At 72.9% G+C, this 23,658-nt stretch carries 19 protein-coding genes; 9 read left to right on the top strand and 10 right to left on the bottom strand.

Annotated features, from left to right (window positions below):
• Positions 1 to 13 precede the first annotated feature (13 nt).
• Together ald and ACYU96_RS17155 are read left to right on the top strand one after the other, a co-directional pair.
• Positions 14 to 1,108: an alanine dehydrogenase gene (ald, locus tag ACYU96_RS17150; protein ID WP_460756213.1), complete on the top strand. Its 1,095-nt coding sequence runs from the start codon at positions 14 to 16 to the stop codon at positions 1,106 to 1,108.
• A gap of 54 nt (positions 1,109 to 1,162) precedes the next feature.
• Positions 1,163 to 2,314, top strand: a complete 1,152-nt coding sequence (locus tag ACYU96_RS17155) for a glycerate kinase (protein WP_460756215.1) — start codon at positions 1,163 to 1,165, stop codon at positions 2,312 to 2,314.
• 176 nt (positions 2,315 to 2,490) lie between these two features.
• Here the strand turns inward: ACYU96_RS17155 and ACYU96_RS17160 are convergent, their stop codons facing one another.
• Entirely contained in the window at positions 2,491 to 3,744 is a 1,254-nt protein-coding gene (locus tag ACYU96_RS17160) for an MFS transporter (protein WP_460756218.1), read from the bottom strand.
• Positions 3,745 to 3,816: 72 nt separating this feature from the next.
• Between ACYU96_RS17160 and ACYU96_RS17165 the strand changes: the two genes are divergently transcribed.
• The 3 genes from ACYU96_RS17165 to hemQ all read left to right on the top strand — a co-directional run bounded on the left by ACYU96_RS17165 (position 3,817) and on the right by hemQ (position 6,845).
• Positions 3,817 to 4,728 carry a LysR family transcriptional regulator gene (locus tag ACYU96_RS17165; RefSeq protein ID WP_460756221.1) on the top strand — a complete coding sequence of 304 codons (912 nt, stop codon included), beginning with the start codon at positions 3,817 to 3,819 and terminating at the stop codon, positions 4,726 to 4,728.
• Positions 4,729 to 4,860: 132 nt separating this feature from the next.
• Complete coding sequence (locus ACYU96_RS17170; RefSeq protein WP_460756224.1) at positions 4,861 to 6,051, top strand: ferrochelatase; 1,191 nt, start codon at positions 4,861 to 4,863, stop codon at positions 6,049 to 6,051.
• Positions 6,048 to 6,845: a hydrogen peroxide-dependent heme synthase gene (gene hemQ, locus ACYU96_RS17175; protein WP_460756227.1), complete on the top strand. Its 798-nt coding sequence runs from the start codon at positions 6,048 to 6,050 to the stop codon at positions 6,843 to 6,845. Before ACYU96_RS17170 ends, hemQ begins: the two co-directional genes overlap by 4 nt.
• Positions 6,846 to 6,935: 90 nt before the next feature.
• On the opposite strand, the gene ACYU96_RS17180 is transcribed toward hemQ, so the two are convergent.
• From ACYU96_RS17180 to ACYU96_RS17190, 3 genes are all read right to left on the bottom strand, one after another.
• The gene (locus tag ACYU96_RS17180; RefSeq protein ID WP_460756229.1) at positions 6,936 to 7,907 is read right to left on the bottom strand and encodes a class I SAM-dependent methyltransferase; all 972 of its coding nucleotides are present in this window, start codon (positions 7,905 to 7,907) and stop codon (positions 6,936 to 6,938) included.
• Positions 7,908 to 8,194: 287 nt separating this feature from the next.
• The gene (locus ACYU96_RS17185; protein ID WP_460756263.1) at positions 8,195 to 9,475 is read right to left on the bottom strand and encodes a Glu/Leu/Phe/Val family dehydrogenase; all 1,281 of its coding nucleotides are present in this window, start codon (positions 9,473 to 9,475) and stop codon (positions 8,195 to 8,197) included.
• A gap of 241 nt (positions 9,476 to 9,716) precedes the next feature.
• A complete protein-coding gene (locus ACYU96_RS17190) occupies positions 9,717 to 10,334 on the bottom strand; it encodes a biotin transporter BioY (RefSeq protein WP_460756232.1) in 618 nt (205 codons plus the stop codon).
• Between the two features lie 233 nt (positions 10,335 to 10,567).
• Here ACYU96_RS17190 and ACYU96_RS17195 point away from each other — a divergent pair, with 233 nt between their 5' ends.
• Positions 10,568 to 11,026: a MaoC family dehydratase gene (locus ACYU96_RS17195; protein WP_460756234.1), complete on the top strand. Its 459-nt coding sequence runs from the start codon at positions 10,568 to 10,570 to the stop codon at positions 11,024 to 11,026.
• Positions 11,027 to 11,157: 131 nt separating this feature from the next.
• Here ACYU96_RS17195 and ACYU96_RS17200 read toward each other — a convergent pair whose 3' ends face one another.
• Positions 11,158 to 11,916: a helix-turn-helix domain-containing protein gene (locus tag ACYU96_RS17200; RefSeq protein ID WP_460756237.1), complete on the bottom strand. Its 759-nt coding sequence runs from the start codon at positions 11,914 to 11,916 to the stop codon at positions 11,158 to 11,160.
• 251 nt (positions 11,917 to 12,167) lie between these two features.
• Here ACYU96_RS17200 and ACYU96_RS17205 point away from each other — a divergent pair, with 251 nt between their 5' ends.
• A complete protein-coding gene (locus ACYU96_RS17205) occupies positions 12,168 to 15,746 on the top strand; it encodes a proline dehydrogenase family protein (protein ID WP_460756240.1) in 3,579 nt (1,192 codons plus the stop codon).
• 63 nt (positions 15,747 to 15,809) lie between these two features.
• Here ACYU96_RS17205 and ACYU96_RS17210 read toward each other — a convergent pair whose 3' ends face one another.
• From ACYU96_RS17210 to ACYU96_RS17220, 3 genes are all read right to left on the bottom strand, one after another.
• A complete protein-coding gene (locus ACYU96_RS17210; protein WP_460756242.1) occupies positions 15,810 to 16,847 on the bottom strand; it encodes a LacI family DNA-binding transcriptional regulator in 1,038 nt (345 codons plus the stop codon).
• A gap of 85 nt (positions 16,848 to 16,932) precedes the next feature.
• Positions 16,933 to 18,462, bottom strand: coding sequence for a GH1 family beta-glucosidase (locus ACYU96_RS17215; RefSeq protein WP_460756245.1), 1,530 nt, complete (start codon positions 18,460 to 18,462; stop codon positions 16,933 to 16,935).
• A gap of 268 nt (positions 18,463 to 18,730) precedes the next feature.
• Positions 18,731 to 19,255 carry a DUF2505 domain-containing protein gene (locus ACYU96_RS17220; protein ID WP_460756247.1) on the bottom strand — a complete coding sequence of 175 codons (525 nt, stop codon included), beginning with the start codon at positions 19,253 to 19,255 and terminating at the stop codon, positions 18,731 to 18,733.
• 140 nt (positions 19,256 to 19,395) lie between these two features.
• On the opposite strand from ACYU96_RS17220, the gene ACYU96_RS17225 reads away from it, so the two are divergent.
• Positions 19,396 to 20,901: a sensor histidine kinase gene (locus ACYU96_RS17225; protein WP_460756265.1), complete on the top strand. Its 1,506-nt coding sequence runs from the start codon at positions 19,396 to 19,398 to the stop codon at positions 20,899 to 20,901.
• Between the two features lie 187 nt (positions 20,902 to 21,088).
• Here the strand turns inward: ACYU96_RS17225 and ACYU96_RS17230 are convergent, their stop codons facing one another.
• Positions 21,089 to 21,337 (bottom strand): WhiB family transcriptional regulator, encoded by a 249-nt coding sequence (locus tag ACYU96_RS17230; RefSeq protein ID WP_123813288.1) that lies wholly within the window; start codon positions 21,335 to 21,337, stop codon positions 21,089 to 21,091.
• A gap of 384 nt (positions 21,338 to 21,721) precedes the next feature.
• Between ACYU96_RS17230 and ACYU96_RS17235 the strand changes: the two genes are divergently transcribed.
• Entirely contained in the window at positions 21,722 to 22,081 is a 360-nt protein-coding gene (locus ACYU96_RS17235) for a hypothetical protein (protein WP_460756250.1), read from the top strand.
• 79 nt (positions 22,082 to 22,160) lie between these two features.
• On the opposite strand, the gene ACYU96_RS17240 is transcribed toward ACYU96_RS17235, so the two are convergent.
• Positions 22,161 to 23,330, bottom strand: a complete 1,170-nt coding sequence (locus ACYU96_RS17240) for an ABC transporter substrate-binding protein (RefSeq protein ID WP_460756253.1) — start codon at positions 23,328 to 23,330, stop codon at positions 22,161 to 22,163.
• Between the last annotated feature and the right edge of the window lie 328 nt (positions 23,331 to 23,658).

Here is a 23,658-nt window from a genome sequence, read left to right on the forward strand (position 1 = left end):
CTACCGTCGAAGGATGAAGATCGGAATCCCCACGGAGATCAAGAACAACGAGAACCGCGTCGGCATCACCCCCGCCGGCGCGCACGAGCTCGTTCGTCGCGGTCACCAGGTCCTCGTACAAGCAGGGGCTGGTACCGGTTCGGGCTTCACCGACGAGGCCTACCACGTGGCCGGCGCGACCACCCTCGCCATGGCCGACGAGGTGTGGGCGGACTCGGACATGGTGGTCAAGGTCAAGGAGCCGGTCGAGCCCGAGTACGGCCGGCTGCGCGCGAACCAGGTGCTGTTCACGTACCTGCACCTCGCGGCGTCGGAGGCCTGCACACGGGCGCTGCTCGACGCCGGCACGACCGCCGTCGCGTACGAGACCGTCCAGCTCCCCGACCGCTCCCTGCCGCTGCTCGCGCCGATGAGCGAGGTGGCCGGGCGGCTGTCGATCCAGACCGGGGGCTACCACCTCCTGCGTGCCGCCGGCGGCGCCGGCCTCCTGATGGGCGGCGTCCCCGGGACCCCGAAGGCGAAGGTGCTGGTCGTCGGGGGCGGCGTCGCGGGCGAGCACGCGGCGGCGAACGCGCTCGGCATGGGTGCCGAGGTGACCGTCGTCGACATCTCGCTGCCGCGCCTGCGCGAGCTCGACCACCGGTTCGCCGGGCAGGTCCACACCCGGTACTCGACACAGTACGAGATCGCCGAACAGGTGGAGCACGCCGACCTCGTCGTCGGAGCCGTCCTGGTGCCCGGGGCCGCGGCGCCCCGGCTGGTCACCGACCAGATGGTCAAGTCGGCGAAGCCCGGGACCGTGTTCGTGGACATCGCCATCGACCAGGGCGGCTGCTTCGAGGGGTCGCGCCCGACCACGCACGACGCCCCGACCTTCACCGTGCACGACGCGCTCTACTACTGCGTCGCGAACATGCCGGGCGCCGTGCCGCAGACGTCCACGCGCGCGCTGACCAACGCGACCCTGCCGTACGTCGCCGCGCTCGCCGACCGCGGCTGGGAGCAGGCGCTCGTGGCGGACCCGTCCCTCGCGAAGGGCCTGAGCACCCACGCGGGCGAGCTGCGCAGCAAGGAGGTCGCCGACGCCCTCGGCCTGCCCCTGGCCTGACGCCTCGCGAGCGTTCTCGCCCCCGCGCGGGACTCTCCCTCTACGATCGGGGCCGTGACCACCAAGCGCGTCGTCGTCGCCCCCGACTCCTTCAAGGGCAGCCTGAGCGCTGCCGAGGTCGCCGCCCGCATCGCCGACGGCGTCCACGCCGTGCGGCCGGACGCCGTCGTCACCCGCCTGCCCATGGCGGACGGCGGCGAAGGCACCCTCGAAGCCCTCCTCGCCGCCTGGGGAGTCGCGCCCCGGACAGTCGACACCGTCGACGCGATCGGACGACCCTGCCGGGCCCGGTGGGCAGCCTCGCCCGACGGCCGGACCGGCGTCGTCGAGCTCGCCGAGGCCAGCGGCCTCCCGCACGTCAGCGACGCGCCCCTCCAGCCGCTGCACGCGAGCGCGCGCGGCACGGGCGCGGTCGCCCGCGCCGTCCTCGACGCGGGGGTCGACGAGGTCCTCGTCTGCCTGGGTGGTTCCGCCTCGACCGACGGCGGCGCCGGCATCCTCACCGGCCTCGGCGCACGCCTCCTGGACGACGACGGCGCCGAGGTGCCCGACGGCGGCGAAGGCCTTTCCCGGGTGGCCCGCGTCGACCTCGGCGGACTCCATCCGCGAGCCCGCGAGGTCCGCTGGCGGCTCGCCGTCGACGTCACCAACCCGCTCGTCGGCGAGCACGGCGCCGCCCGCGTGTTCGGACGCCAGAAGGGCGCGGGCGACGGTGACGCCGCCTACCTGGACGCCGCGCTCGGCCGCTGGGCCGACGTCCTCGAACGCGAGACCGGCGTACGCACCCACGACCTGCCCGGCGCCGGTGCCGCGGGCGGCGTCCCGTCCGGGCTCGTCGCCACGCTCGGCGCCGAGACCGAGCAGGGCGCGCTGCTCGTCGCCGAGGCGATCGGGCTGCCGGAGGCGCTCGCGGACGCCGACCTCGTGTTCACCGGCGAGGGCTCGTTCGACTCGCAGTCGGTGCGCGGCAAGGTCGCCGACGGGATCGCGAGGATCGCCGCGGTGTCGCCGGCGAAACCGCCGGTCGTCGTGCTCGCGGGGCAGGTGCTGCTGCCCGCGCCGCTGGCCTGGGAGGCGGGGATCACGGCGGCGTTCTCGATCGCGCCCGGCCCGGTGGAGCTGGACGACCTGATCCACCGCACGCCCGCCCGTCTCACCGATCTGACGGCCCAGGTCACGAACCTGTTCTTCGCGGGCGGCCCCTGAACGCGCCGGCGCCGCTCACGGCCCCCGCCCCGCGCAGCGGGAGATCTGCCGCCGACCATGTCATCCGGTGAACGCCACCACGCCACCGCGCCAGCTCGCGGGGCGGCATCGATCCCACCCCGAAGCTGGCGCGGTCGGTAGCCCACTCCGCGATGTGGCAGGGCCGGCGGTTTCCTTCAGGGAGTGGTGGTGGTCGCCGTCCGGTCGACGGGACGGCGTTCTCGGCCGAGCAGGGGGAGTGCCGCAAGGACTGCCGCCACCTGGATCAGGCCCGTCACCACGAGGACCGGGCCCGCGCCGAACGTGCCGATGATCGCGCCGCCCACCAGGAGGCCGGCGGAGGCGCCGCCGCTGTGCAGGACGGTCTCCGCGGTGAATGCCGCGCGTCGGGCGGCGCCCGTGGTCCGCTCCGTGATGAGCGCGTTCAGCGCGGCGATCCCGAACGGGATCGTGATCCCGCCCAGGGCGGCGACGGCGGCCACGGCGACCAGGTCGGGCGCGGCAAGAGGGAACAGGAGGAACGAGAACCCGAGCATCGCCCAGGACGCGAGGATCGCGAGCATCCGTGGTACCCGGTCGATCACCAGCGGGACGACGAACGAGACGCCGACGGTCGCCGCCCCGTAACCGGACATCCCGGCCGCGACGATCTGCCCGGGCCGGTCGAGCTCCGCACCCAGCAGCGCGAGGCCCAGCGGGAACGCGAACCAGGTGATACCGGCGACCCCCGCCAGGAGGATCCCGATCGCGAGGTCGCGGTCGCCACGCAGCACGTCCCGCACGGTGGCGCTGTCGCGCGGGTCGTGTTCCGTCCCGCTGTCCGACGGAGGGGACGGCGCCCTCGCGCCCGGTGCCGCGGCGCGGCCCGCACCCGGCACCCTGACCATCGCGACCGCCGCGAGCCCGACCGCGACCGCCTCGCACCAGAGCAGCGGCATCGCGCCCCACACCACCAGCAGCCACGCGCCGAGCGGCGGCGCGAAGATCATCGACGACCGGTGCGCCATGTCCTGCCAGGCGAGGGCCTTGGCGCCGACACCGGGGGCGACGTCGTCGGCGAGGTCGGCGGTGAGGGACCGCTGGGCGGGCGCGAGGAGGGCGCCGGTGGCGCCGGTGACGAATCCGGTGGCGCACAGGACCACGGCGTTCACGCCGGTGGTCGCGGCCGCGACCGGGACCAGCGCGAGGCCGGCCGCCTGGGTCAGGAGCAGTAGCGCCAGCGCTCGTCCCGAGGTCAGCAGGTGCCGCAGCGGGCGTCCCCACCACGCGGACGTGAGCAGCGGAAGGCCGGCGAACCCGCCGACCAGGCCGGTGGTCCAGGCGTCGCCTGTCTGGTCGAGGGCGACGAGCGGGAGCGCGACAGCGGTGATGCGCTGGCCGGTCCACGTGACGAAGGTGGTGGCGGTGAGGGTGAGGAGGCTGCGGTTCACCCATCGATCCTGCGGTCCGCACGGCCCGTCCGGTAGGCGTCCGGTCACCGGCGCCGGTCATAAAATGATCCTATGAGTTCATTGCCCGGCGTCGAAGACCTGCGGCTGGTCGACGCCGTCGTGCGCCACGGGTCCCTCGGCGCGGCGGCGCGCGAGCTGCTGGTCACCCAGCCCTCGGCGAGCCAGCGGCTCGCGGCGCTCGAACGGCGAGTCGGCGTCCGCCTGTTCGACCGGGACACGACGGGAGCGCGGCCCACGGCGGCAGGCCGGGAGTTCTGTGCTCAGGCCGCGCACGTCCTGGACCACCTGCGCGGGATCTCCGAGCGTTCGCTCGCCGCCGCGCAGGCGCGGACCACGTCGGCCGGTACGATCCCGAGCCTCGCGGGGACGCTGTTCGCCGCGCTGGACGTGCTGCTGGAGGACGTCGTGGTCCAGCCCGAGGTGGAGCACGGTCCGCGGCTCCTGGAATGGGTGGAGCGCGGCACGCTCGACGCGGCGTTCGTGACCATCGCGAAGCAGGTCCCGATCGCGCGCGGCCTGGTGGTCACGGAGGTGGGGCAGCACGACCTGGTCTCGCTCCTGCCCCAGGGCGCCCCGGGGCGCGGGACAGGACGGCGCCCCTATTCCGGACAGACCGTGATCTGCTGTGCGCTCGACGAGTCCCGCGACCTGCTGCTGCGCCGGCTGACCGGTCTGGGCGCGCACGCAAGGCACTCGGCCACGGCGGAGTCGGCGGTGCGGACGGCGCGGGAGCGGTGCTGTGCGGTCGTCGTGCCCGACATGGTGGCGCGCTGGTACGCGGCGCCCGGCGATCGGATCGAGCCGTCACCGGTCCGGGGCCGGGTCCGGCTCTCGATGGTGAGCCGCAGCCCGGCACCGACGGTGCTCCTCGGCGCGCTGCCCGGGCTTCGGCAGCGGCTCCGGGAAGGAAACGTGCACGCACGGCGGAGCGGGCCCGGAGCCGGCGTGCCGCCGGACGTGTGATCAGCGGATCAGCGGCCCGACCGCACGGTGCTCCGGCGCCAGGCGGTTCCTGACAGGACGTCGCATCGATGTCACGTCGCTCGGCGCCCGAAAATGTGACCCTCGTTCAGCGCCGGTGGGAAGATGGGACCCATGCCCCCTACGCTCCGTCCGGCGGCCGCAACGGAGGCCGCGAGCCCGGCCGTCACGTCCGAGACCAGCGTCGTCGCGCCCTACGATGCCCTCTTCCTGTACTCGTTCGGCGGGCCCGACAAGCCCGAAGACGTCGTGCCGTTCCTGAGGAACGTCACCGCGGGCAAGGGCATCCCCGACGAGCGGCTCGAGGAGGTGGGCGAGCACTACTACCAGTTCGGTGGCAAGAGTCCCATCAACGAGCAGAACCTCGCGCTGAAGTCCGCGCTCGAGGCCGAGCTCGAACGCCGCGGGCTCGACCTGCCCGTCGTGTGGGGCAACCGGAACTGGGCTCCGTACACCACCGACGCCGTCGAAGAGCTGGAGAAGCGCGGTGCCCAGCGCGCCGTCGCCCTCGTCACCTCCGCCTACAGCAGCTACTCCGGCTGCCGCCAGTACCGTGAGGACCTCGCCGTCACGCTGCGCGAGCGCGGGCAGCTCGGCCCCGACGGCTCCACCGGCGTGCAGTTCGACAAGGTCCGCCCGTACTTCAACCACCCGGGCTTCGTGCAGGCCAACATCGACGCCGCGCTGGACGGCTACACGGCGCTCGCCGCCGCCGGGGGTGCCGGGGATCGGGCACGCCTCGTCTTCGTGACGCACTCCATCCCGGACACGATGGAGGCGGCCTCGGGGATCTGGCACGCCACGTACTCCGAGCAGCACCGGAGCGTGGCCGCGCTCGTCGCGGAGGCGATCTCCGCAGAGCTCGGGCACGACGTCGAGTGGGACCTCGCCTACTGCTCGCGGTCGGGCCCGCCGAGCCAGCCGTGGCTCGAGCCGGACATCAACGACCACCTCGAGGCCCTGGCCGGCGACGGCGTGCACGACGTGGTCATGTCGCCGATCGGCTTCATCAGCGACCACATGGAGGTCGCCTACGACCTCGACACCGAGGCCCTCGCCACGGCGAAGGAGCTCGGCATCACGGCAGTGCGTGCCGGAACGGTCGGCACGCGTGAGCCGTTCGTCCGCGGCCTGGTCGACCTCCTGCTGGAGCGCGCGGCACTCGCCCGGGGCGAGCAGGTCGTCGAGGCCACGGTGGGAGACCTGCCGGCGGTGTCGTCGGTGGACCGCCCGAACTGCTGCCTGCGGCGCCACGAGGAGCCCAGCGACACCCCCGCACTCTGCTCGGAGGACATGCACCAGTGAGCGACAGCACCCAGTCCGGCGCCGCGGCGCCGGGCAACCACGACGTCCACGGCGACACGGGCCACGAGGTCGACGCCGACGCCATCAACGCGACCCTCCGCTACACGATGTTCTCGGTGTTCAGTCTCACGGAGACGCTGCCGGAGGACGAGGGGGAGCGCAAGGCGCTCGTCGCCGAGGCGGAGGACGCCGCCTGGGGGACGACGACGGACGCGGGCCGGGACAGCGCCCGGGCCGACGGTGACCTGGTGGTGCGCGGCTGGTACGACGTGGGCGGGCTCCGCTCCGACGCCGACCTCGTGCTGTGGACGCACGGGCCGTCGATCGAGGCGGTGCAGGGCGCCTACCAGCGGCTGCGTGCCACGACGCTCGGGCGGTACCTGGAGCCGGTTTGGTCCGTGGCCGCGATGCACCGTCCGGCCGAGTTCAACCGCGGGCACGTTCCCGCGTTCCTCGCGGGGGAGCAGCCGCGGGACTACGTCTGCATCTACCCGTTCGTGCGGTCCTACGACTGGTACCTCCTGCCCGACGACGAGCGCCGCACGATGCTGCGCGATCACGGCATGGCGGCCGCCGGGTACAAGGATGTGCGCGCCAACACCGTCTCCGCGTTCGCGCTGGGCGACTACGAGTGGATCCTGGCCTTCGAGGCCGACGAGCTGCACCGCATCGTGGACCTCATGCGGGACCTGCGTGCCACGGAGGCCCGCCGTCATGTCCGCGAGGAGGTCCCGTTCTTCACGGGCCCCCGCACGACCCTCACGGACTGGGCGACCCGCCAACCGCAGAGCTGACCCTCCGCCGCGCACACGCGACCGCCGAGGTCGGTCCGTTCGTGAGTGATCGGCAGATTGGACTGCCGATCACTCACGAACGGACCGACCTCACGCTCTCGCGGCGGGTCGTGGGCGGTGGGCGATGATCGCCGTCGCGCCCAGCGCGTCGTCGGACACCACGCGCGGGGTGAGTCCGGAGTCCCGGGCGGCGGTCGCGGCCGCCTCGGCCTGGTCGTGGCCCGTCTCGAAGAGGAGTGCGCCGCCGGGCCTGAGCCACGTGGGCGCGGCCGCGATGACGCGGCGCAGGACGCCGAGACCGTCGGCTCCGCCGTCGAGCGCCAGGCGAGGTTCGTGGTCGCGGGCCTCGCGGGGCATGAGCGCGATCGCACCGGTCGGCACATAGGGGGCGTTGCACAGCAGGAGGTCGGCCCGCTCCCGGAGCGATGCGGGCAGGCAGGAGTCGAGATCGCCGTCCTGCACGACGGCGGTGAGCCGCCCGGCCCGAGAGTCCGTGCCGGGCCCGGCCAGGACGCCGGCCAGATTCTTCCGTGCGCACTCGGTGGCGGCGGGGTCGACGTCCGAGGCGTGCAGCTCGACGTCGACCCCGGCACCGGCCAGGTCGAGCGCCACGGATCCCCCCAGTGCCCCGCACCCGCAACACAGATCGACGACGACGGCGTCCGCGGGCCAGGTGTCGGAGTCCGGTGCGGCCTCGTCGGTGTGCGGCCTCGCCCCGGTGGTCTGTCGTGTTCCGTGCTGCGTGCGCAGGTGTGACAGCGCCTCCGCGACCAGGAGCTCGGACCGATGCCGGGGGACGAAGACTCCCGGCGTCACCGTCCAGCGCCGGCCCCAGAGCTCCGCCCAGCCGAGCACCTGCTCCAGCGGCGCGCCGCCGATCCGCGCGGCGACCAGACGTTCCAGCAGGTCGGGATCGATGGGACCGCCGGGCGGAGTCCCGCCGGAGCGGTGGTCGACCGTCGGAGGGGTGCGGGCGGCCTCGCTCAGCAGCGCCGCCTCGTCCTCGGCGAACACGCAACCGGCGGCCCGGAGGCGCGCGACCAGTTCGGGATCCTCGTGCACCGGCTGATCGTAGTGCGTGGACCTGCGGGCCCGCGGCACGGGCCGGGGTCGGCGGCGAGCTCCACGACCTGCCGCACGTCCAGCTCGTTGCCGGACCGGTCGACCGGGGTCGCGCTGCTCGCCGAGCAGAGACCTGCGGGTGCGCGGAGTGGCGGGCAGGAGAGCGCCGGTGAGGGCGATCCTGGAGGCCGTGCCACAGCGGGTCACGACCTCCAGGATCCGAGTTCCGCAAGGATCCCACCCGAACGCGGGGCATCGGGCAGTCACGCCACCTCGATGCCCCTGGCTCAGGGGTACAGCCCGCGGATCTGGTGGGCCTCCGCGACCCGCTGCACGCCGATGGTGATCGCCGCGTCGCGCAGCGAGAGGCGCTCGCGCCGGGCCAGGTCGGCGACGTCCCGGTACGCCTGGTGCATCCGGTGCTCGAGCTTCTCGGCGATCTCCTGCTCGGTCCACCAGTACGTCTGGTTCGCCTGCACCCACTCGAAGTAGGAGACGACGACGCCGCCCGCGTTCGCCAGCACGTCCGGCACCACGGTGACGCCGTTCTTGGCCAGCAGCACGTCGCCCGCCTCCGTCGTCGGGCCGTTCGCGCCCTCGACCACCCAGCGGGCACGGACCGTGCCGGCGGTGTGCTCGTCGAGCACGCCTTCGATGGCGGCCGGGGCGAGGACGTCGACGTCGAGCCCGAGCAGCTCGATGTTGGTGATCGGGTCGGCGCCGTCGAACCCGATGACCGAGCCTGCCCCTTCGACGTGCTCCATCAGGCGGGGGATGTCGAGGCCGCCGTCGTTCCGGACGCCGCCGTACTGGTCGCTGACGGCGACCACCTTCGCGCCGCGCTCGGCGAAGATCCCGGCGGCGTGCCCGCCGACCTTGCCGAAGCCCTGGATCGCGATGGTGGTGCCCTCGAGCGGGACGCCCGCGTCGGTGAGGGCGGCCGCGGTGACGTGCACCAGGCCGGCCGACGTCGCCGTGCCGCGGCCGAGCGAACCGCCTACCGCGAGCGGCTTGCCGGTGACCACGGCGGGGATCGTGTAGCCCTTGGCCACGGAGTAGGTGTCCATGACCCAGGCCATCGTCTGGGCGTCGGTCCCCATGTCGGGGGCCATGATGTCGTTGTCCGGGCCGATCATGGGCATGATCTCGGACGTGTAGCGGCGCGTGACGCGCTCCAGCTCGCCGGTGGAGTAGCCGCGCGGGTCGATGGCGACGCCACCCTTGGCACCGCCGTACGGCAGGCTGACCACGCCGCACTTCCAGGTCATCCACATCGCCAGGGCGCGGACCTCGCCGATCTCCACGTCGGGGTGGTAGCGCAGGCCCCCCTTGCCGGGCCCGAGGCTGACGTTGTGCTGCACGCGGAACCCGTGCAGTACCTCGGTGGTGCCGTCGTCGCGGCGCAACGGGACGGCGACGTGCATCTCGCGGCGCGGCATGCGCAGCATCGTGTGCAGCCCGTCGTCGTAGCCGAGGATGTCGACGGCGGCGGCGAGCTGCGCGTGGGCGGTGTCGAGCGCCGAGCCGGCGGCCGGAGCGGTCTCGTCGACGGGCGTGGTGGGTGCCACCGGGGCGGCCTCAGCGGCCTCGGTGACGGACGTCGTTGTCACATGGTCCTCCGGGGAGAACGGGCGCCGACACCCTTGTGGGGCCGATGGCGCGGGTCAGAGGGGCGCGGGATCTGCGTCCCAACTTCAATCTATCCCTCCGGGACTCGCAACAGCAGGACGAATGCCGGATCGAATCGTGACGATACGGCAAACGTCCCGCTGGACGATGTGCCCGGAGGGTGACGGACGGGCGTCCGGCTCAGTCGCGGGCGAGACGCCACGCGGCCGGCAGGAGGACGCCCGCGAGGGCGGCCTTGATCGCGTCGCCGACGAGGAAGACGCCGGCCCCGGCCACGAGGGCCTCGCCGGGCGCCATGCCGGCGACCACCGCGAGCCACGGCACGCCGATCGCGTAGATCACCGCGGAACCGGCGGCGTAGGCGACGACGGTGCCGAGCACGCCGCGGTCCATGCCCCGCCGGGCGAGGGCCCCGACGACGAACCCGGCCACGACGAAGCCGACAAGGTATCCGCCGGAGGCGCCGAACAGGACCTGCGTCCCGGCCTCGCCGCCGGTGAAGACGGGCGCGCCGACCAGGCCGACGCCGATGTACAGCAGCTGGGCGGCGGAGCCGCGCAGCGGGCCGAGCGCGGCGGCGCCGAGCAGTACGGCGAAGGTCTGGCCGGTGATCGGGACGGGGAGACCCGGGATGGGGACCCGGATCTGGGCGGCCAGGGCCGTGATGGCGGCGACGGCGACGACGAGCGTGACGTTCCGGGCGATCACGCGGGCGCGGCTCGACTCCGCGGGGATCAGGTCGGCGAGGACGCGGCGCGGGTTCGAGCGCGGCACGAGGGGGAAGGCAAGGCTTGTCATGCCGACGACAGTACGTGGGGACGGTGTGGGGAGTCGTCGGGATCAGGTGCCCGTGAAAGCGCGGTCAACTTGTGGGAAGCCCACAATCCGGCCAAGGGGTTACAACATTCTGAAATTTGATGCACACTGCTACCTGGTGCTCGCGCCGATGCGGCATACCGGGCTTCGTGCCGCAGCGGTCCCCGGGGCGCCGGCCGGCACCCACCGGTCACTACCTGAGAGGATCAGCAACGATGCAGACCACGTATGGAGAGCTGGAGAGCCTGGTCGGGACGACGCTCGGCCCGGGCGACTGGGTCGAGGTCACCCAGGAGCGCATCGACCAGTTCGCCGAGGCGACCGAGGACCCGCAGTGGATCCACCTGGACGCGGAACGTGCCGCCGTCGGGCCGTTCGGCGGCACCATCGCGCACGGCTACCTCACGCTCTCGCTGCTGCCGCGGCTGATGCACGGCCTGCTGGAGGTCGACGGCGCCGCGATGGTGGTCAACGCCGGCTCGGACAAGGTCCGCTTCCTCACCCCGGTCCGCTCCGGCCGCCGGGTGCGCGCGACGGCGGTCGTCGCCGAGGTCACGCCCGGCCCCCGCGGCACGCGCGTGGAGAGCGACGTCACGGTGGAGATCGAGAACGAGGACAAGCCGGCCCTGGTGGCCCGCGCGATCGCCCTCCACGTCCCGGCCGCCACCGCCTGACTGACAGCGGTTCAACAGGGTCTCGCAGACCTTTCAGACCCCGATAAATGGATTCGAAACCCTGTTGAACCCAACCTGGTTCGGGTTGGGGGGAGAGAGGGTGGGGTGGGGCGGGGCGGGGGAGGTGGGGGTCAGGGGGTGCGGCGGCGGAAGGCTGCTGGGGTCTCGCCCGTGACGCGGGCGAAGGTGCGGGTGAAGGAAGCCTGGTCGGCGAAGCCTGCCGCCGTCGCGACCTGCGCCAGCGGTACCGTCGTCGACGTGAGCAGGTGCGTCGCGCGGTCCACCCGCAGCCGCAGCACGAGCTGCTTCGGCGAGAGGCCGAACACCCGGCGGACGCGGCGGTCCAGGGCCCCGGAGGCGTAGCCGGACAGCGCGACCAGGTCACCCACCGACGGCACCTCGCCGAGGTCCAGCCACGACTCCACCTCGTGACGCAGGTGCGCCATGTCGCGGATCGTCGCGTCGTCGGCGTCCCCGGAACGCAGGTCCTGCGAGACCGAGACCAGCCCCACGAACCCGCCGTCCGCGTCCTGCACGGGCAGCTTGGCCGTGAGGAACCAGCCCGGCGCCCCGCCGACGTGCCGGATGAGTTCCAGCTCCCCGCGCAGCGGGCGCCCCGTCGCCCGGACCTGGCCGTCCTGGTCCTCGTAGCGCTCCGCGAGGTCCGTGACGAAGAGGTCCGGCGCCCGGCGCCCGACGACGTCGCGCCGCGACCGCTCTCGCGTCCGCGCCACGAACACCTCGTTGACCAGTACGTACCGCCCGCCGGCGTCCTTCGCGCAGAACATGACCCCCGTCAGCTCGTCCATCAGCGAGACCATCGCCGGACTGAGCGCGTCGAGCAGCGCCTTCGCCTCGGGCCAGGACGCCTCGGTCGCGGGAATGCTCATCGCCCCATCATCCCCGCTGAACCACATGCCGTCCGCGCCCTGGCCGCCGAGCACTTGCCGCGCTCTCCCGGATCGCCCGCCGCACTGCCCGCCGGCCTGCCCGCCGCACCTCTCGCCGTGCCTTCCGCCGGACTGCCCGCCGCGCCGCTCGCCGTCCGCGTCGTCCACCACGGGCGGTGTTGATCGGATTCCCTCCCCGACGCGGGGAAATCCGCCAATACGGTTGGTCCGCACGGGTGCATCCTGGGGGGATGAAGAGTCTTGCTCAGCATCCCCGTGCAGTCTCGGTGCACGACGACGTGCCGGCCGGCGCCACCAGCGCCGCCGTCTCCGCCGAGTCCCTGGCCGACGACGCCGTCGTCCTCGCCCGCCGCTGGATCAGCGCGAGCGAGGAACGTTCCGCCCGTCCGTCGGCCGCAGACCGCGCCGCCGCGCGCGCCTCGGCGTCGCTCAGCTCCCTCGTCTCGGACCCCGCCGGCCTGGAGCTGGCGATGAGCTTCGTGGACGACGTCGCCCGCCCCCAGGACTCGCGCGTCGCGGCCCGGGCCCTCTCGCGGCTCGGTGACCAGGCGGGGTCCGCGACGTTCCTCGGGCCGGTCGACAGGCTGCTGTTCCGCGCAGGGGCGCTGGCCGCGCCCCTCGCGCCGGCCGTCGTCGTCCCCGCCGCCCGCGCCCGGCTCAAGCAGCTCGTCGGTCATCTCGTGGCCGACGCCGGCCCCGGCCTCACCGCACACCTGTCCCGCACCCGCGCCCAGGGCTACACGCTCAACGTCAACCTGCTCGGCGAGGCCGTGCTCGGCGAGGCCGAGGCGGCCGGGCGTCTCGCGCGCACCATCGAGCTGGTCGAGCGGCCCGACGTCGACTACGTGTCGGTCAAGGTGTCCAGCGTCGCGGCACAGCTCGTGACCTGGGACCTGCCCGGCTCCCGCGACCGCGTCGTCGAGCACCTGCTCCCGCTGTACCGCGCGGCGCGCGAGCACGGCGTCTTCGTCAACCTCGACATGGAGGAGTACCGCGACCTCGCCCTGACGGCCGAGGTGTTCCAGGCGGTCCTCGACCGCGACGAGTTCCAGGACGTGGAGGCCGGCATCGTCCTCCAGGCGTACCTGCCCGACGCCCAGGCCGCGCTGGACGACCTCACCGCGTTCGCACAGCGGCGCGTCGCCGCGGGCGGCGCCCGCATCAAGGTGCGCCTCGTCAAGGGTGCGAACCTGTCCATGGAGCGCGTCGAGGCCGCCCTGCACGACTGGCCGCAGGCGCCCTACCCGACCAAGCCCGACGTCGACGCCAACTACGTGCGGCTCCTGGACCACGCGCTGCGTCCGGAGCGGGGCGCGGCCGTCCGGATCGGCGCGGCGTCGCACAACCTCTACCACGTGGCGCTCGCGGTGCTGCTGGCCCGCGGCCGCGGCGTCGCCGACGCCCTCGACATCGAGATGCTGCAGGGCATGGCGCCCGCCGAGTCGGCGGCGGTGCGGGACGAGATCCGGCCCGACGGCGGCCGTGTGGTGCTCTACACGCCGGTGGTGCGGGACGAGGACTTCGACGTCGCCATCTCCTACCTCGTGCGCCGCCTCGAGGAGAACGCGACCAAGGAGAACTTCGTCTACGCGATGTTCGCCGAGACGCAGGACGCGGGCACGGCGGCCGACCCGATGGAGCTGCAGGAGGCGGCGTTCCGTGCGTCGGTCACCGACGGCGTGCACTACGAGCCGTCCGACGTCGCGCCCCGCCGGGTCCCGCGCGACGCCCGTCCCGCCGGGGACGACGCACACCCCGACGGGGCCGGCGCCGACCCGGCGGACGACTCGACCGGGTTCCGCAACGCGGTGGACACCGACCCCGCGGTCGCCGCCTCACGCGAGTGGGCCGCGCACACGATCAGCGACCGCTCCGGCTACGTCCCCGTCATCACCGAGCCGCTCGCGACCACCGCCCAGGTGGACGACGTCGTCGCGACCGCCGGGCGCGCCGCGGCCGCCTGGTCCGAGGTCGCCCCGGCGGACCGCGCCCGCGTGCTGCGCGCCGCCGCCCGCCATCTGGAGGCCTCCCGCACCGACCTGGTCGTGGCCGCCGTGCACGAGGCGGGCAAGACCGTGGCGGAGGTGGACCCCGAGATCAGCGAGGCGATCGACTTCGCCGCCTACTATGCGGTCAGCGCGGAGCACCTCGACCCGGCGTCCGGCGCGTACCCCGGCGCGGAGTTCCGGCCGGAGGGCGTCACCCTCGTCACGCCGCCCTGGAACTTCCCGGTCGCGATCCCGATCGGCGGCGTCCTCGCGGCGCTGGCCGCCGGGTCGTCAGTGATCGCCAAGCCGGCGCCGCCCACGCCGCGCTGCTACGAGCTCGCGGTCGAGGCGGTGCACGCCGCGCTCGACGAGGTCGCGCCCGAGATCGGGCTGGACCCGGCCGTCGCGCGCGACGTCGTGCAGTACGTCCGCGTGCCCGACGGCGACCTCGGCCGCCGTCTCGTGACCCACGACGGCGTGGCCCGCGTGGTGCTGACCGGCGCGATCGAGACCGCCGAGATGTTCGCCTCCTGGCGGCCCGGCCTCCAGGTCCTCGCGGAGACCAGCGGCAAGAACGCGCTGATCGTGACGCCGTCGGCGGACCTGGACCTCGCGGTCGCGGACGTGGTGCGCTCCGCGTTCGGGCACGCCGGGCAGAAGTGCTCCGCGGCGTCGCTGGTGATTCTCGTGGGGTCCGTGGGCGACCCGAGGACGGCGACCGGCGAGCGGTTCCGCCGCCAGCTCGTCGACGCTGCCCGGTCGCTCGCCGTCGGGCCGTCGACCTCCCTGTCCACGGTGATGGGGCCGCTGACGGAGCCCGCGCAGGGCAAGCTGCTGCGCGCGCTCACCACGCTGGAGCCTGGCGAGTCCTGGCTGGTGCGGCCGCGCCGCCTCGACGCCGCGGCCCGCGACGCGGGCCTCTCGCACGGGCGCCTGTGGACGCCGGGTGTGCGGGACGGCGTCCGGCCCGGCTCCTTCTTCCACCTGACCGAGGTCTTCGGTCCGGTGCTCGGGATCATGACGGCCCGCACCCTGGACGAGGCGATCGCGCTCCAGAACGCGGTCTCGTTCGGCCTCACCGGGGGGCTGCACTCCCTGGACGAGGCGGAGATCGACCGGTGGCTCGACACGGTCGAGGTGGGCAACGCGTACGTGAACCGGCACATCACCGGGGCGATCGTGCAGCGGCAGTCGTTCGGCGGCTGGAAGGCGTCGTCCGTGGGACCGGGCGCGAAGGCCGGCGGCCCGAACTACGTGGCCCAGCTCGGCACCTGGTCCGACGCCGCCGACGTCCCGTCCCGCCACGAGGACCCGGCTGCCTGGCTCGACGCGGCGACGGCCGACGACGAGCTCTGGTGGGCTCGCGAGTTCGCCGTCGAGCACGACCCGACCGGGCTGGAGGCCGAGACGAACGTGTTCCGCTACCGCCCGGTGCCCGGCCTGACGCTGCGCGTCGGGGACGGCGCGCTCGACGTCGAGGTGCGCCGCGTGCTCGCCGCCGCGCGGCGCGCGGGCGTCCCGGTCGACGTGTCACGTTCCGTCGTCGCCGACCACGCCGTCGCCGCGGGCACGCCCCGTAGCGCCATGGGGCACCTCACGCACGACGAGTTCGCCGAGGCGGTGGCCGACGGCCTGGTGACGGGCCGGATCAGGGTGATCGGTGAGGCTCCGGGACTGCGCGAGGCGGCGGTGAGCCGTCTGGCGACGGTCACGCTCCTGGACGCCCCGGTCGTGGCCAGCGGCCGCCGCGAGCTGCTGACGATGCTCCGCGAGCAGGCGATCAGCCGCACGAGGCACCGCTACGGCCACATCCGCCGCTGACGGACGGCCTGGACGGCGCCGAGGCGGGAGGTCGCACGGCTGGCCTCCTGCCTCGACGGTCTCCTAGGCTGAGGCGCCCTCGATGAGGGTCACCTCGAAGACCTGGGGCTCGGGGGCGACGTCCTCGCCGGCCAGGAGCGCCAGGAGGGTGCTCGTGGCCGCGTTGACCATCTCGACCACCGGGTTCTTCACGGTGGTCAGCCGCGGGGCGGTGGACGCTGCGATGCCGAGGTCGTCGAAGCCGGTGACCGCGACGTCGCCGGGCACCGACAGGCCGCGGGCGGCGAGCGCGTGCAGCGCGCCCTCCGCCATGAGGTCGGACGCCGCGAAGATCGCGTCCAGGTCCGGGTGCTCGTCGAGCAGGCGCTGGGTCGCCTCGGTCCCGCCGGTCACGGTGAAGTCCCCCTCGACGACCGCGTCGGCGGGCATCCCGGCCTCCTTCATCTCCGCGCGCCAGCCCGCGAGGCGGTCCACGCCCGCGGTCATGTCGAGCGGCCCCGTGATGGTCGCGATGCGGCGGCAGCCGCGCTCGACCAGCCGCCGGGTGGCCAGCCGCCCGCCTCCCACGTTGTCGACGTCGACCCAGCACAGGCCGTCGTCCGCGAACGGGCGCCCCACGAACACCGCCGGCAGGGAGCTGCCGGCGAGCTCCGGCTCGAGCCGGTCGTCCCGGTGGTGGGAGGCGACGATCACGCCGTCGACGTGCCCGTGGCCCAGGTAGCGCGCCATCTGTCCGGGGTGCTCACCGGGCCGCGCCAGCAGCAGGACGAGCTGGAGGTCCGTCCCGGCGAGCCCGTTGGAGATGCCCCGCAGCGTGGCCGCGAGGAACGGGTCGGTGAGGATGCGCCCGTCCGGCTCGGGGACGACGAGCGCGATCGAGTCGGTACGCCGCGTCACGAGGGAGCGGGCGGCGCGGTTCGGTGAGTAGCCGAGCCGGGTGACGGCGTCGTCGACGGCGGCCTGCGCTTCCGGGGAGACGCGCAGGCCGCCGTTGATCGCGCGGGAGGCGGTGGAGCGGGAGACTCCGGCAGCGCGCGCGACATCGTCCAGCGTCGGTGGTCCGTCGGGCGTCAGCGCGCTCCCCTTCGAGTCGGTGGACAAGGTCCTGCGAGCCGCGCACGTCCGCCGCGCGGTGCCCGAACCTGCGCACCACCGGCGGCGACGCTACCTGCTCGCGCGACCTCTCTCAGGGTAGCTCCGGCAGGGAGTTGCCCGTTGCGACCTGACCGTACCAGCGTCCTGACGCCTTCACGATGCGTTCCTGGGTCTCGTAGTCGACGCGCACGAGGCCGAAGCGCTTTCCGTAGCCCCACGCCCACTCGTAGTTGTCGAGCAGCGACCAGCCGAAGTAGCCCCGCACGTCGGCGCCCTCGTCGATGGCGTCCTTGATGGCGCGCAGGTGCCCGTCGATGAACTCGATGCGGTCGGTGTCCTCGACGTAGCCACCGGCATCCGGCACGTCGTCGTAGGCGCAGCCGTTCTCCGTGACGTACAGGGCGATGCCGCGGGGCCCCGTGTAGTCCTCCTGGAGCCGCAGCAGCAGGCGGGTGAGGCCTTCCGGCTGGATCTCCCAGTTCTGGTCGGTGGTGGGCAGGCCGCGCGGGTGCGCGTACGCGCCGTCGCCGCCGGGCATCGGGGAGGACGTCGCCCGGTCGAGCGGGGCGTCGCCGACCAGCGGGTTCTCCGCGGGGACGGCCGATACCGCGTTGCCGTGGTAGTAGTTCACGCCGAGCGTGTCGATCGGCGTCGAGATGATCTCGAGGTCGCCGTCCTGGATGCGGTCGGTCAGGCCGTACGGTGCGACGTCGGCCAGCACGTCCTCCGGGTAGGCGCCGCGGAGGATCGGGTCGGCGAAGATGCGGGTGAAACCGCCGTCGAGCCGGCGTGCGGCGTCGACGTCGGCCGGGTCGCGCGGGTCCAGCGGGTCCTGCAGCTCGAAGTTCAGCGTGATCCCGAGGTTCGCCTCCGGTGCGCGCTCGCGCAGTGCCTGGACGGCGAGGCCGTGCCCGAGCATGAGGTGGTGGGCGGCGGCCAGGCCGTCCTCGCGGGACTGCCGGCCGGGTGCGTGCTGGCCGCCCGTGTAGCCGAGGAACGCGGCGCACCACGGCTCGTTGAGCGTGGTCCACACGCCGACCCGGTCGCCGAGGCGCTCGTGGGTGGCGACGGCGTAGTCGCGGAAGCGGTAGGCCGTGTCGCGGGCCGGCCAGCCGCCGTCGTCCTCGATGCCCTGCGGGAGGTCCCAGTGGTAGAGCGTGAGCCAGGGCAGGATGTCGGCGGCGAGCAGCTCGTCCACGAGGCGGTCGTAGTAGGCCAGGCCGGCCTCGTTGAACTCCCGGCCGCCGGGCTGGATGCGGGCCCAGGACGTGGAGAACCGGTAGGCCTTGATGCCGAGCTCTTTCATGAGCGCGACGTCGGCCGGGTACTGGTGGTACTGGTCGCAGGCGACCTCGCCGTCCTCCTGGTTCAGGACGGCCCCGGGGACCCGTGCGAAGACGTCCCAGATCGAGTCCTCCCGCCCGTCGGTGTGGGCGGCGCCCTCGACCTGGTAGGCCGCGGTCGCAGCGCCCCAGAGGAACTCCTGCGGGAAGTCCACACGACCCGTCCCGTTGGCGCCGCGCGCCGGGCGCGGCGCGGTCGGCGTGTACGGGAGCGCGGTCCCCGGCGCGGCGACGGTGCTCTGCGCAGGTCCGGTCGCTGCTGCGGTCTCGACGTCCATTGTGTTCCCTTCGACGTGTGCGGGTGCGGCCGTGCGACCCGGGTCGGCTTCCGGCCTGGGGGCGCACCGTTCACGTCACTGTGGTAGCGCTCCCATGCCGGAACGATCGTCGTCCCATCCCCGGCGCCGTGTCAAGCCCGGACGGGTGCCACGCACGCGTCACACGGCGTGTGGAGTCTCCGTCGTCCTCGCGTGACGTGTCGAGCACCCGGTGCGGTGTGAAGCGGTTAGGTGTCGAGCCGCTCGCGCAGGGGTGTGCGACCTGCGACTACGGCCGCTCGCCGGCGAGCCAGGCGCGGCCCGCCTCCGCCTCGGCCTCCAGTGCGGTGCGCACGGCCCGCGAGGCCGCGTCCTCCACGACAGCGCCGAAGAGCGGGACGGTCGCCTTGACCTCGCCCTCGTACCTGAGCGCGGTGCCGCCGTCGGAACGCGGTTCCAGGCGGAGGATCCCGGAGATGCGCACGGGGGCGCCGAGGATCTCCACGGAGAGGGTGCCGAGGCGGCGGCCGTTCGCCGGGGCCTCCCAGGCTTCCGCCTGGCGGATCTCCAGGGCACCGCCCACGAAGGAGCGAGCCTGGGCCGGGATCTGGTCGGTGGCGAGCGTGCGGCGCACGACGACCGTGAATCCGCCGTCCACGGAGCCGGTGACGTTCACCTGCTCGACGGTGCCACCGCCCGGGGTGCCGGCGCGCACGGTGCGCTCCGAGCGCCACCGGACGAACCGCTCGTCGGCGAGCATCGCCGAGACATCGTTCGTGCTGGCGGGATACGTCAGGTCGACCGTCAGGTGCACGTGCTCTCCTTCCGGGTCGTTCGCGCCGGTGATCAGAACTCTAACGCGTGGGACCTGCCGACCGGTTCCCGGGCTCGTCCGGACCGGCGGGCCGGGCCCGCCGTGCCCGCGGGATCTCTTAGGGTGGAGCAGTGTCCGCGATGAGTGACCTGATCCTCGAGCATGCCGAGCTGGAACCGGCCGACGTCGAGTGGCTGCACCTTCTGGTCGGCGACTGGCAGGTCGTCTCGGACCTCGCCTTCGCCGACCTGGTGCTCTGGGTGCCGACCACCGACGGCCGGTTCGTCGCGCTCGCCCAGTGCCGGCCCTCGACGGGGTCGACGGTGCACTACGACGACATCGTCGGCTCCTACGCGCCCGAGGGGCAGCGGCCGCAGCTCGTGAGCGCCATCGAGGAGACGCGCGCCCAGCGCGCCCGGGAGCCCCGGTGGTTCGGCGCGTACGCCGTGCGTGAGGAGGCGGTCCCGGTGGTGCACCAGGGCCGCGCGATCGCCGTCGTCTCGCGGCAGACGAACCTGGGGTCCGGGCGCACGCCCTCGCGCCTCGAGCTGAACTACGTCGAGGCCGCGGACGACCTCGTGGCCATGATCGCCCGCGGGGAGTTCCCGCTGCCCAACGCGGCGACCGGTCCACGCCGCGGCGCGCCGCGTGTCGGCGACGGGCTCATCCGGCTCAACTCTGAGGGGGAGGTGCTGTACGCGAGCCCGAACGCGCTCTCGTGCTTCCACCGGCTGGGGGTCATCGGGCCGCTCGGCGGGCAGTCGCTCGTCGAGGTCGTGGCCCGGGTCGTCGAGAAGCAGGCGAACCCGGTGGACGAGTCGATGCCGCTGGTGGTGATGGGCCGCGCTCCGTGGCGCACGGACGTCGAGGCGCGGGGCGTCGCGCTGTCGCTGCGCGCGATGCCGCTCACCGACCGCGGTCAGCGCATCGGGGCCGTGCTGCTCTGCCGCGACGTGTCCGAGCTGCGCCGCCGGGAGCGGGAGCTGATCACGAAGGACGCGACGATCCGTGAGATTCATCACCGGGTGAAGAACAACCTGCAGACCGTCGCGGCGCTGCTGCGCCTCCAGGCGCGCCGCATGGACGTGCCCGAGGCGCGCGCCGCCCTGGAGGAGGCCATGCGTCGCGTCGCGACGATCGCCCTGGTGCACGAGTCGCTCTCGCAGACGCTCGACGAGCAGGTGGAGCTCGACGACATGGTGGGCCGCGCCCTGCGCCTCACCGCCGACGTGGCGTCGGCGTCGACCTCGGTCCGGACGCTGCGCAACGGGTCGTTCGGGCTGGTCCCGGCGCAGGACGCGACGCCGCTCGCGCTGGTCCTGACGGAACTCGTGACGAACGCCGTGGAGCACGGGTTCCCGGGGCGCCCGTCGGGCACCATCGAGGTCAACGTCGAACGCAGCGGCAGCGACATGCGGGTCGTCGTGTCCGACGACGGCGTCGGGCTGGGGCCCGAGGTCGGTGACACGTCCGGTGACACGTCCAGCGCGGCAGGCGGTCCGGGCAGCGGCCTGGGCACGCAGATCGTGCGGACGCTCGTGGTCAACGAGCTCGGCGGGACCATCGCGTGGTCCGCTCGCGAGGGCGGCGGTACCGAGGTGGCGCTGAGCCTGGTGCTGCGTGACGGCGGCGGAGGGGCGTCCTGAGCGCGGTAGCTGCCCAGGGCCGACGGCGGCCCCGGGCCGGCCGCGAGGGGCCGTGGAGTCGCGGCGACCGTGCAGCGGTGGTCCGCCTCGGGGGAGTCGTGAGACACGACGGGGCGCCCGGGCGGTGGGGGATGCCCGGGCGCCCCGTCGTGCGAAAAGGGGGGTGCGTGACTGCGTGGGGTGGGACTCAGCCGGCGCGGCGGGCGCGGGCGGTGCGACGCTTGAGCGCGCGACGCTCGTCCTCGCTCATGCCGCCCCAGACGCCGGAGTCCTGGCCGGAGTCGATGGCCCACTTGAGGCACGTGTCCACGACATCACAACGACGGCAAACTGCCTTGGCCTCTTCGATCTGCAGCAAGGCAGGGCCGGTGTTGCCGATGGGGAAGAACAGCTCAGGGTCCTCTTCGAGGCACGCTGCGCGGTGGCGCCAGTCCATGTCGGATACTCCTTGTGGTGGAACAGCCTTCCGTCCGAGCCGCGAGATGGCCCGTGCCGTCGTCGTGCGTTCTGGGGGCGCAGACTGGCCGGGCATGCACTACGTCCGTGGACGGGCGGCTGTGCAACGTTTTCGGCCGCAGTGCGCCGAGGGCGCTCGAACTTCAGGCGTGTTCGGGGGGTTGGGCTTGCTGGTACTAGGTTCACATCTCGTGAAGCCGGGCACAAGGGGTTGTCGCAAACTTTCCCCGTTACAGCCGGTGAGGTTTCCGTCACACTAATGTGAATCCGCACTTCACCGCTATCCCGAGACGTCAACACCGTACCTGAAAGCGATACTGTGAGCAGATCTTTGCCATTCCTGCGTTCACTTCTGGCACTCCTTGTGGTAGAGGCTGCCGGGGTTGCTGCGTTCGCGCTGGCCATCCTGGGAGAGCTGGCGTTCCGCGGCGCCGAGTCCGTCGAGGTGTCGGTCTTCCTGGTGCTGGCGCTGGGTGGCGCCGCATGGGCGCTGGTCACCGCCGGACGGGCCCTCCAGCGGGGAAGTCGCGTGGCGCGGGGATTCGCCGTCACGTGGCAGTTGTTCCAGGTCCTCGCGGGATTGATGGTCGCGCTGGGCGGAGGTCCGCCGTGGGTGATGGCCGGTGGATGGACGATCGTCCTGCTCGCAGTGGCGGTAGTGGTGATCCTGATGCTGCCGCCGGTAATAGACGCGACGACTAGGACGAGCGTCCATGAGGATTAGTACATTCACGGCAAGAGGCCGGGTGCTCACTCAGCACCCGGCCTCCTGACTGCGGGATCACGCCCGCCGGCTTCACGCGTCAGCTACCTGCAGCGGCCGCCAGCGCGGCCTGGAAGGCAGCCACGTTGCCGTACGCCTCCCCGTTGGGGTTGGAGAACTTCAGCGTGGCGTCGCTGACGCTGTTGAGGTGCGCGACGGGGACGGCGGCTCCGTGTGCCATGGAGGACACGATCGCGTCCTCCTCGAACGACTTGATCGCCGTCCGCTGGTACTCGTTGAACTGCTTGCGGTCGACGTCGGTGCGCGCGGGGATGGAGCCCTTGATCCGGTTGAACTCGACCTGCCCCTCCTGCGAGCTGACTGTCTCCAGCCAGGCCTTGGTGCTGTCGGGGTCCAGGATGTCCGCGGACATCGCGAAGGAGTCGGCGAGGAAGTCGAACGAACCGCCCGTGCCAGGCGACGGGACGGCGACGTAGCCCTGGCCGATGGTCATGTCCGCCTCGTCGAAGGCGGCCAGTGCCCAGTCGCCCATGATGTTGAAGGCGGCTTCCCCCTCGATGACCATGCCCGTGGCCTCGGGCCAGTCCCAGTCCTCGCGGTTCTCGTTCGTGTAGGACATCACCGTCTTGAAGTTCTCGAGCGCGGCGGTGACCTCCGGGCCGTTCCAGTCCGTGCTGCCGTCCCAGAGCCCGTTGTACGCCTCCGGGCCGATGGTGCCCAGCAGGACCGTCTCCAGGAGGTGGACCTGGGTCCAGGTGGTGCCCACCGACAGCGGCGTGACGCCGGCCTGGTCGAGCTTCTCGAGGTCGGCGATGAAGGAGTCCATGTCCTTGTACTCGGCGGACGGGTTGATGCCGTTCTGCTCGAGCACCTGGGTGTTCGCCCACATCACGTTCGCACGGTGGATGTTGGTGGGGACCGAGTAGATCTTGCCGTCGTCGCTGGAGAGCTGGTCGAGCAGGTCCTTCGGGAAGACCTTGTTCAGGCCGTACTCCTTGTAGAGGTCCGACACGTCCACGACGTAGCCGTCCTCGATGTAGTCGTTGAGCTCTGCACCCGCGTGGACCAGGAACGTGTCCGGCGGGTCCTGGGTCTCGAGGCGTGACTGCAGGTGGTCCTTGGCCGCCGAACCGCCGCCGCCGGAGACGCCGTCGTTGACGAACTCGAGGTCGGGGTGCTGTTTCTCGAACACTTCCTCGAGCTTGTCGAGACCCAGCTTCTCGGTCCCGTCTGACCACCAGGTGTACACGCCGACATCCTTGTGGGTCCTGAGAGAGGAGGTCGCGTCTCCTGATGTGCTGCCGCAGGCGGCAAGCGTCATGCCGAGCACGGCAGCTGCCGCCACTGCCGCGGTCGTCGTCCGAGTCACTCGCATCTGAACGTCCTGAGCTTCCTTCGTCGTCGGAGAGCGGGCAGACAAGATGCCCGGACCCCGGCTGGTGATGGCACCCGCGCCCGGCGGGAGATGGTGCCCAGGAGCATAGCGAACGTGCGGCGTGGTGGAGTTCAGCCTTTGACGGAGCCGGACATGAGGCCGCCGATGAAGTATTTGCCGAGGAGGATGTAGACCAGGAGGG

Source organism: Myceligenerans cantabricum, assembly GCF_054777735.1.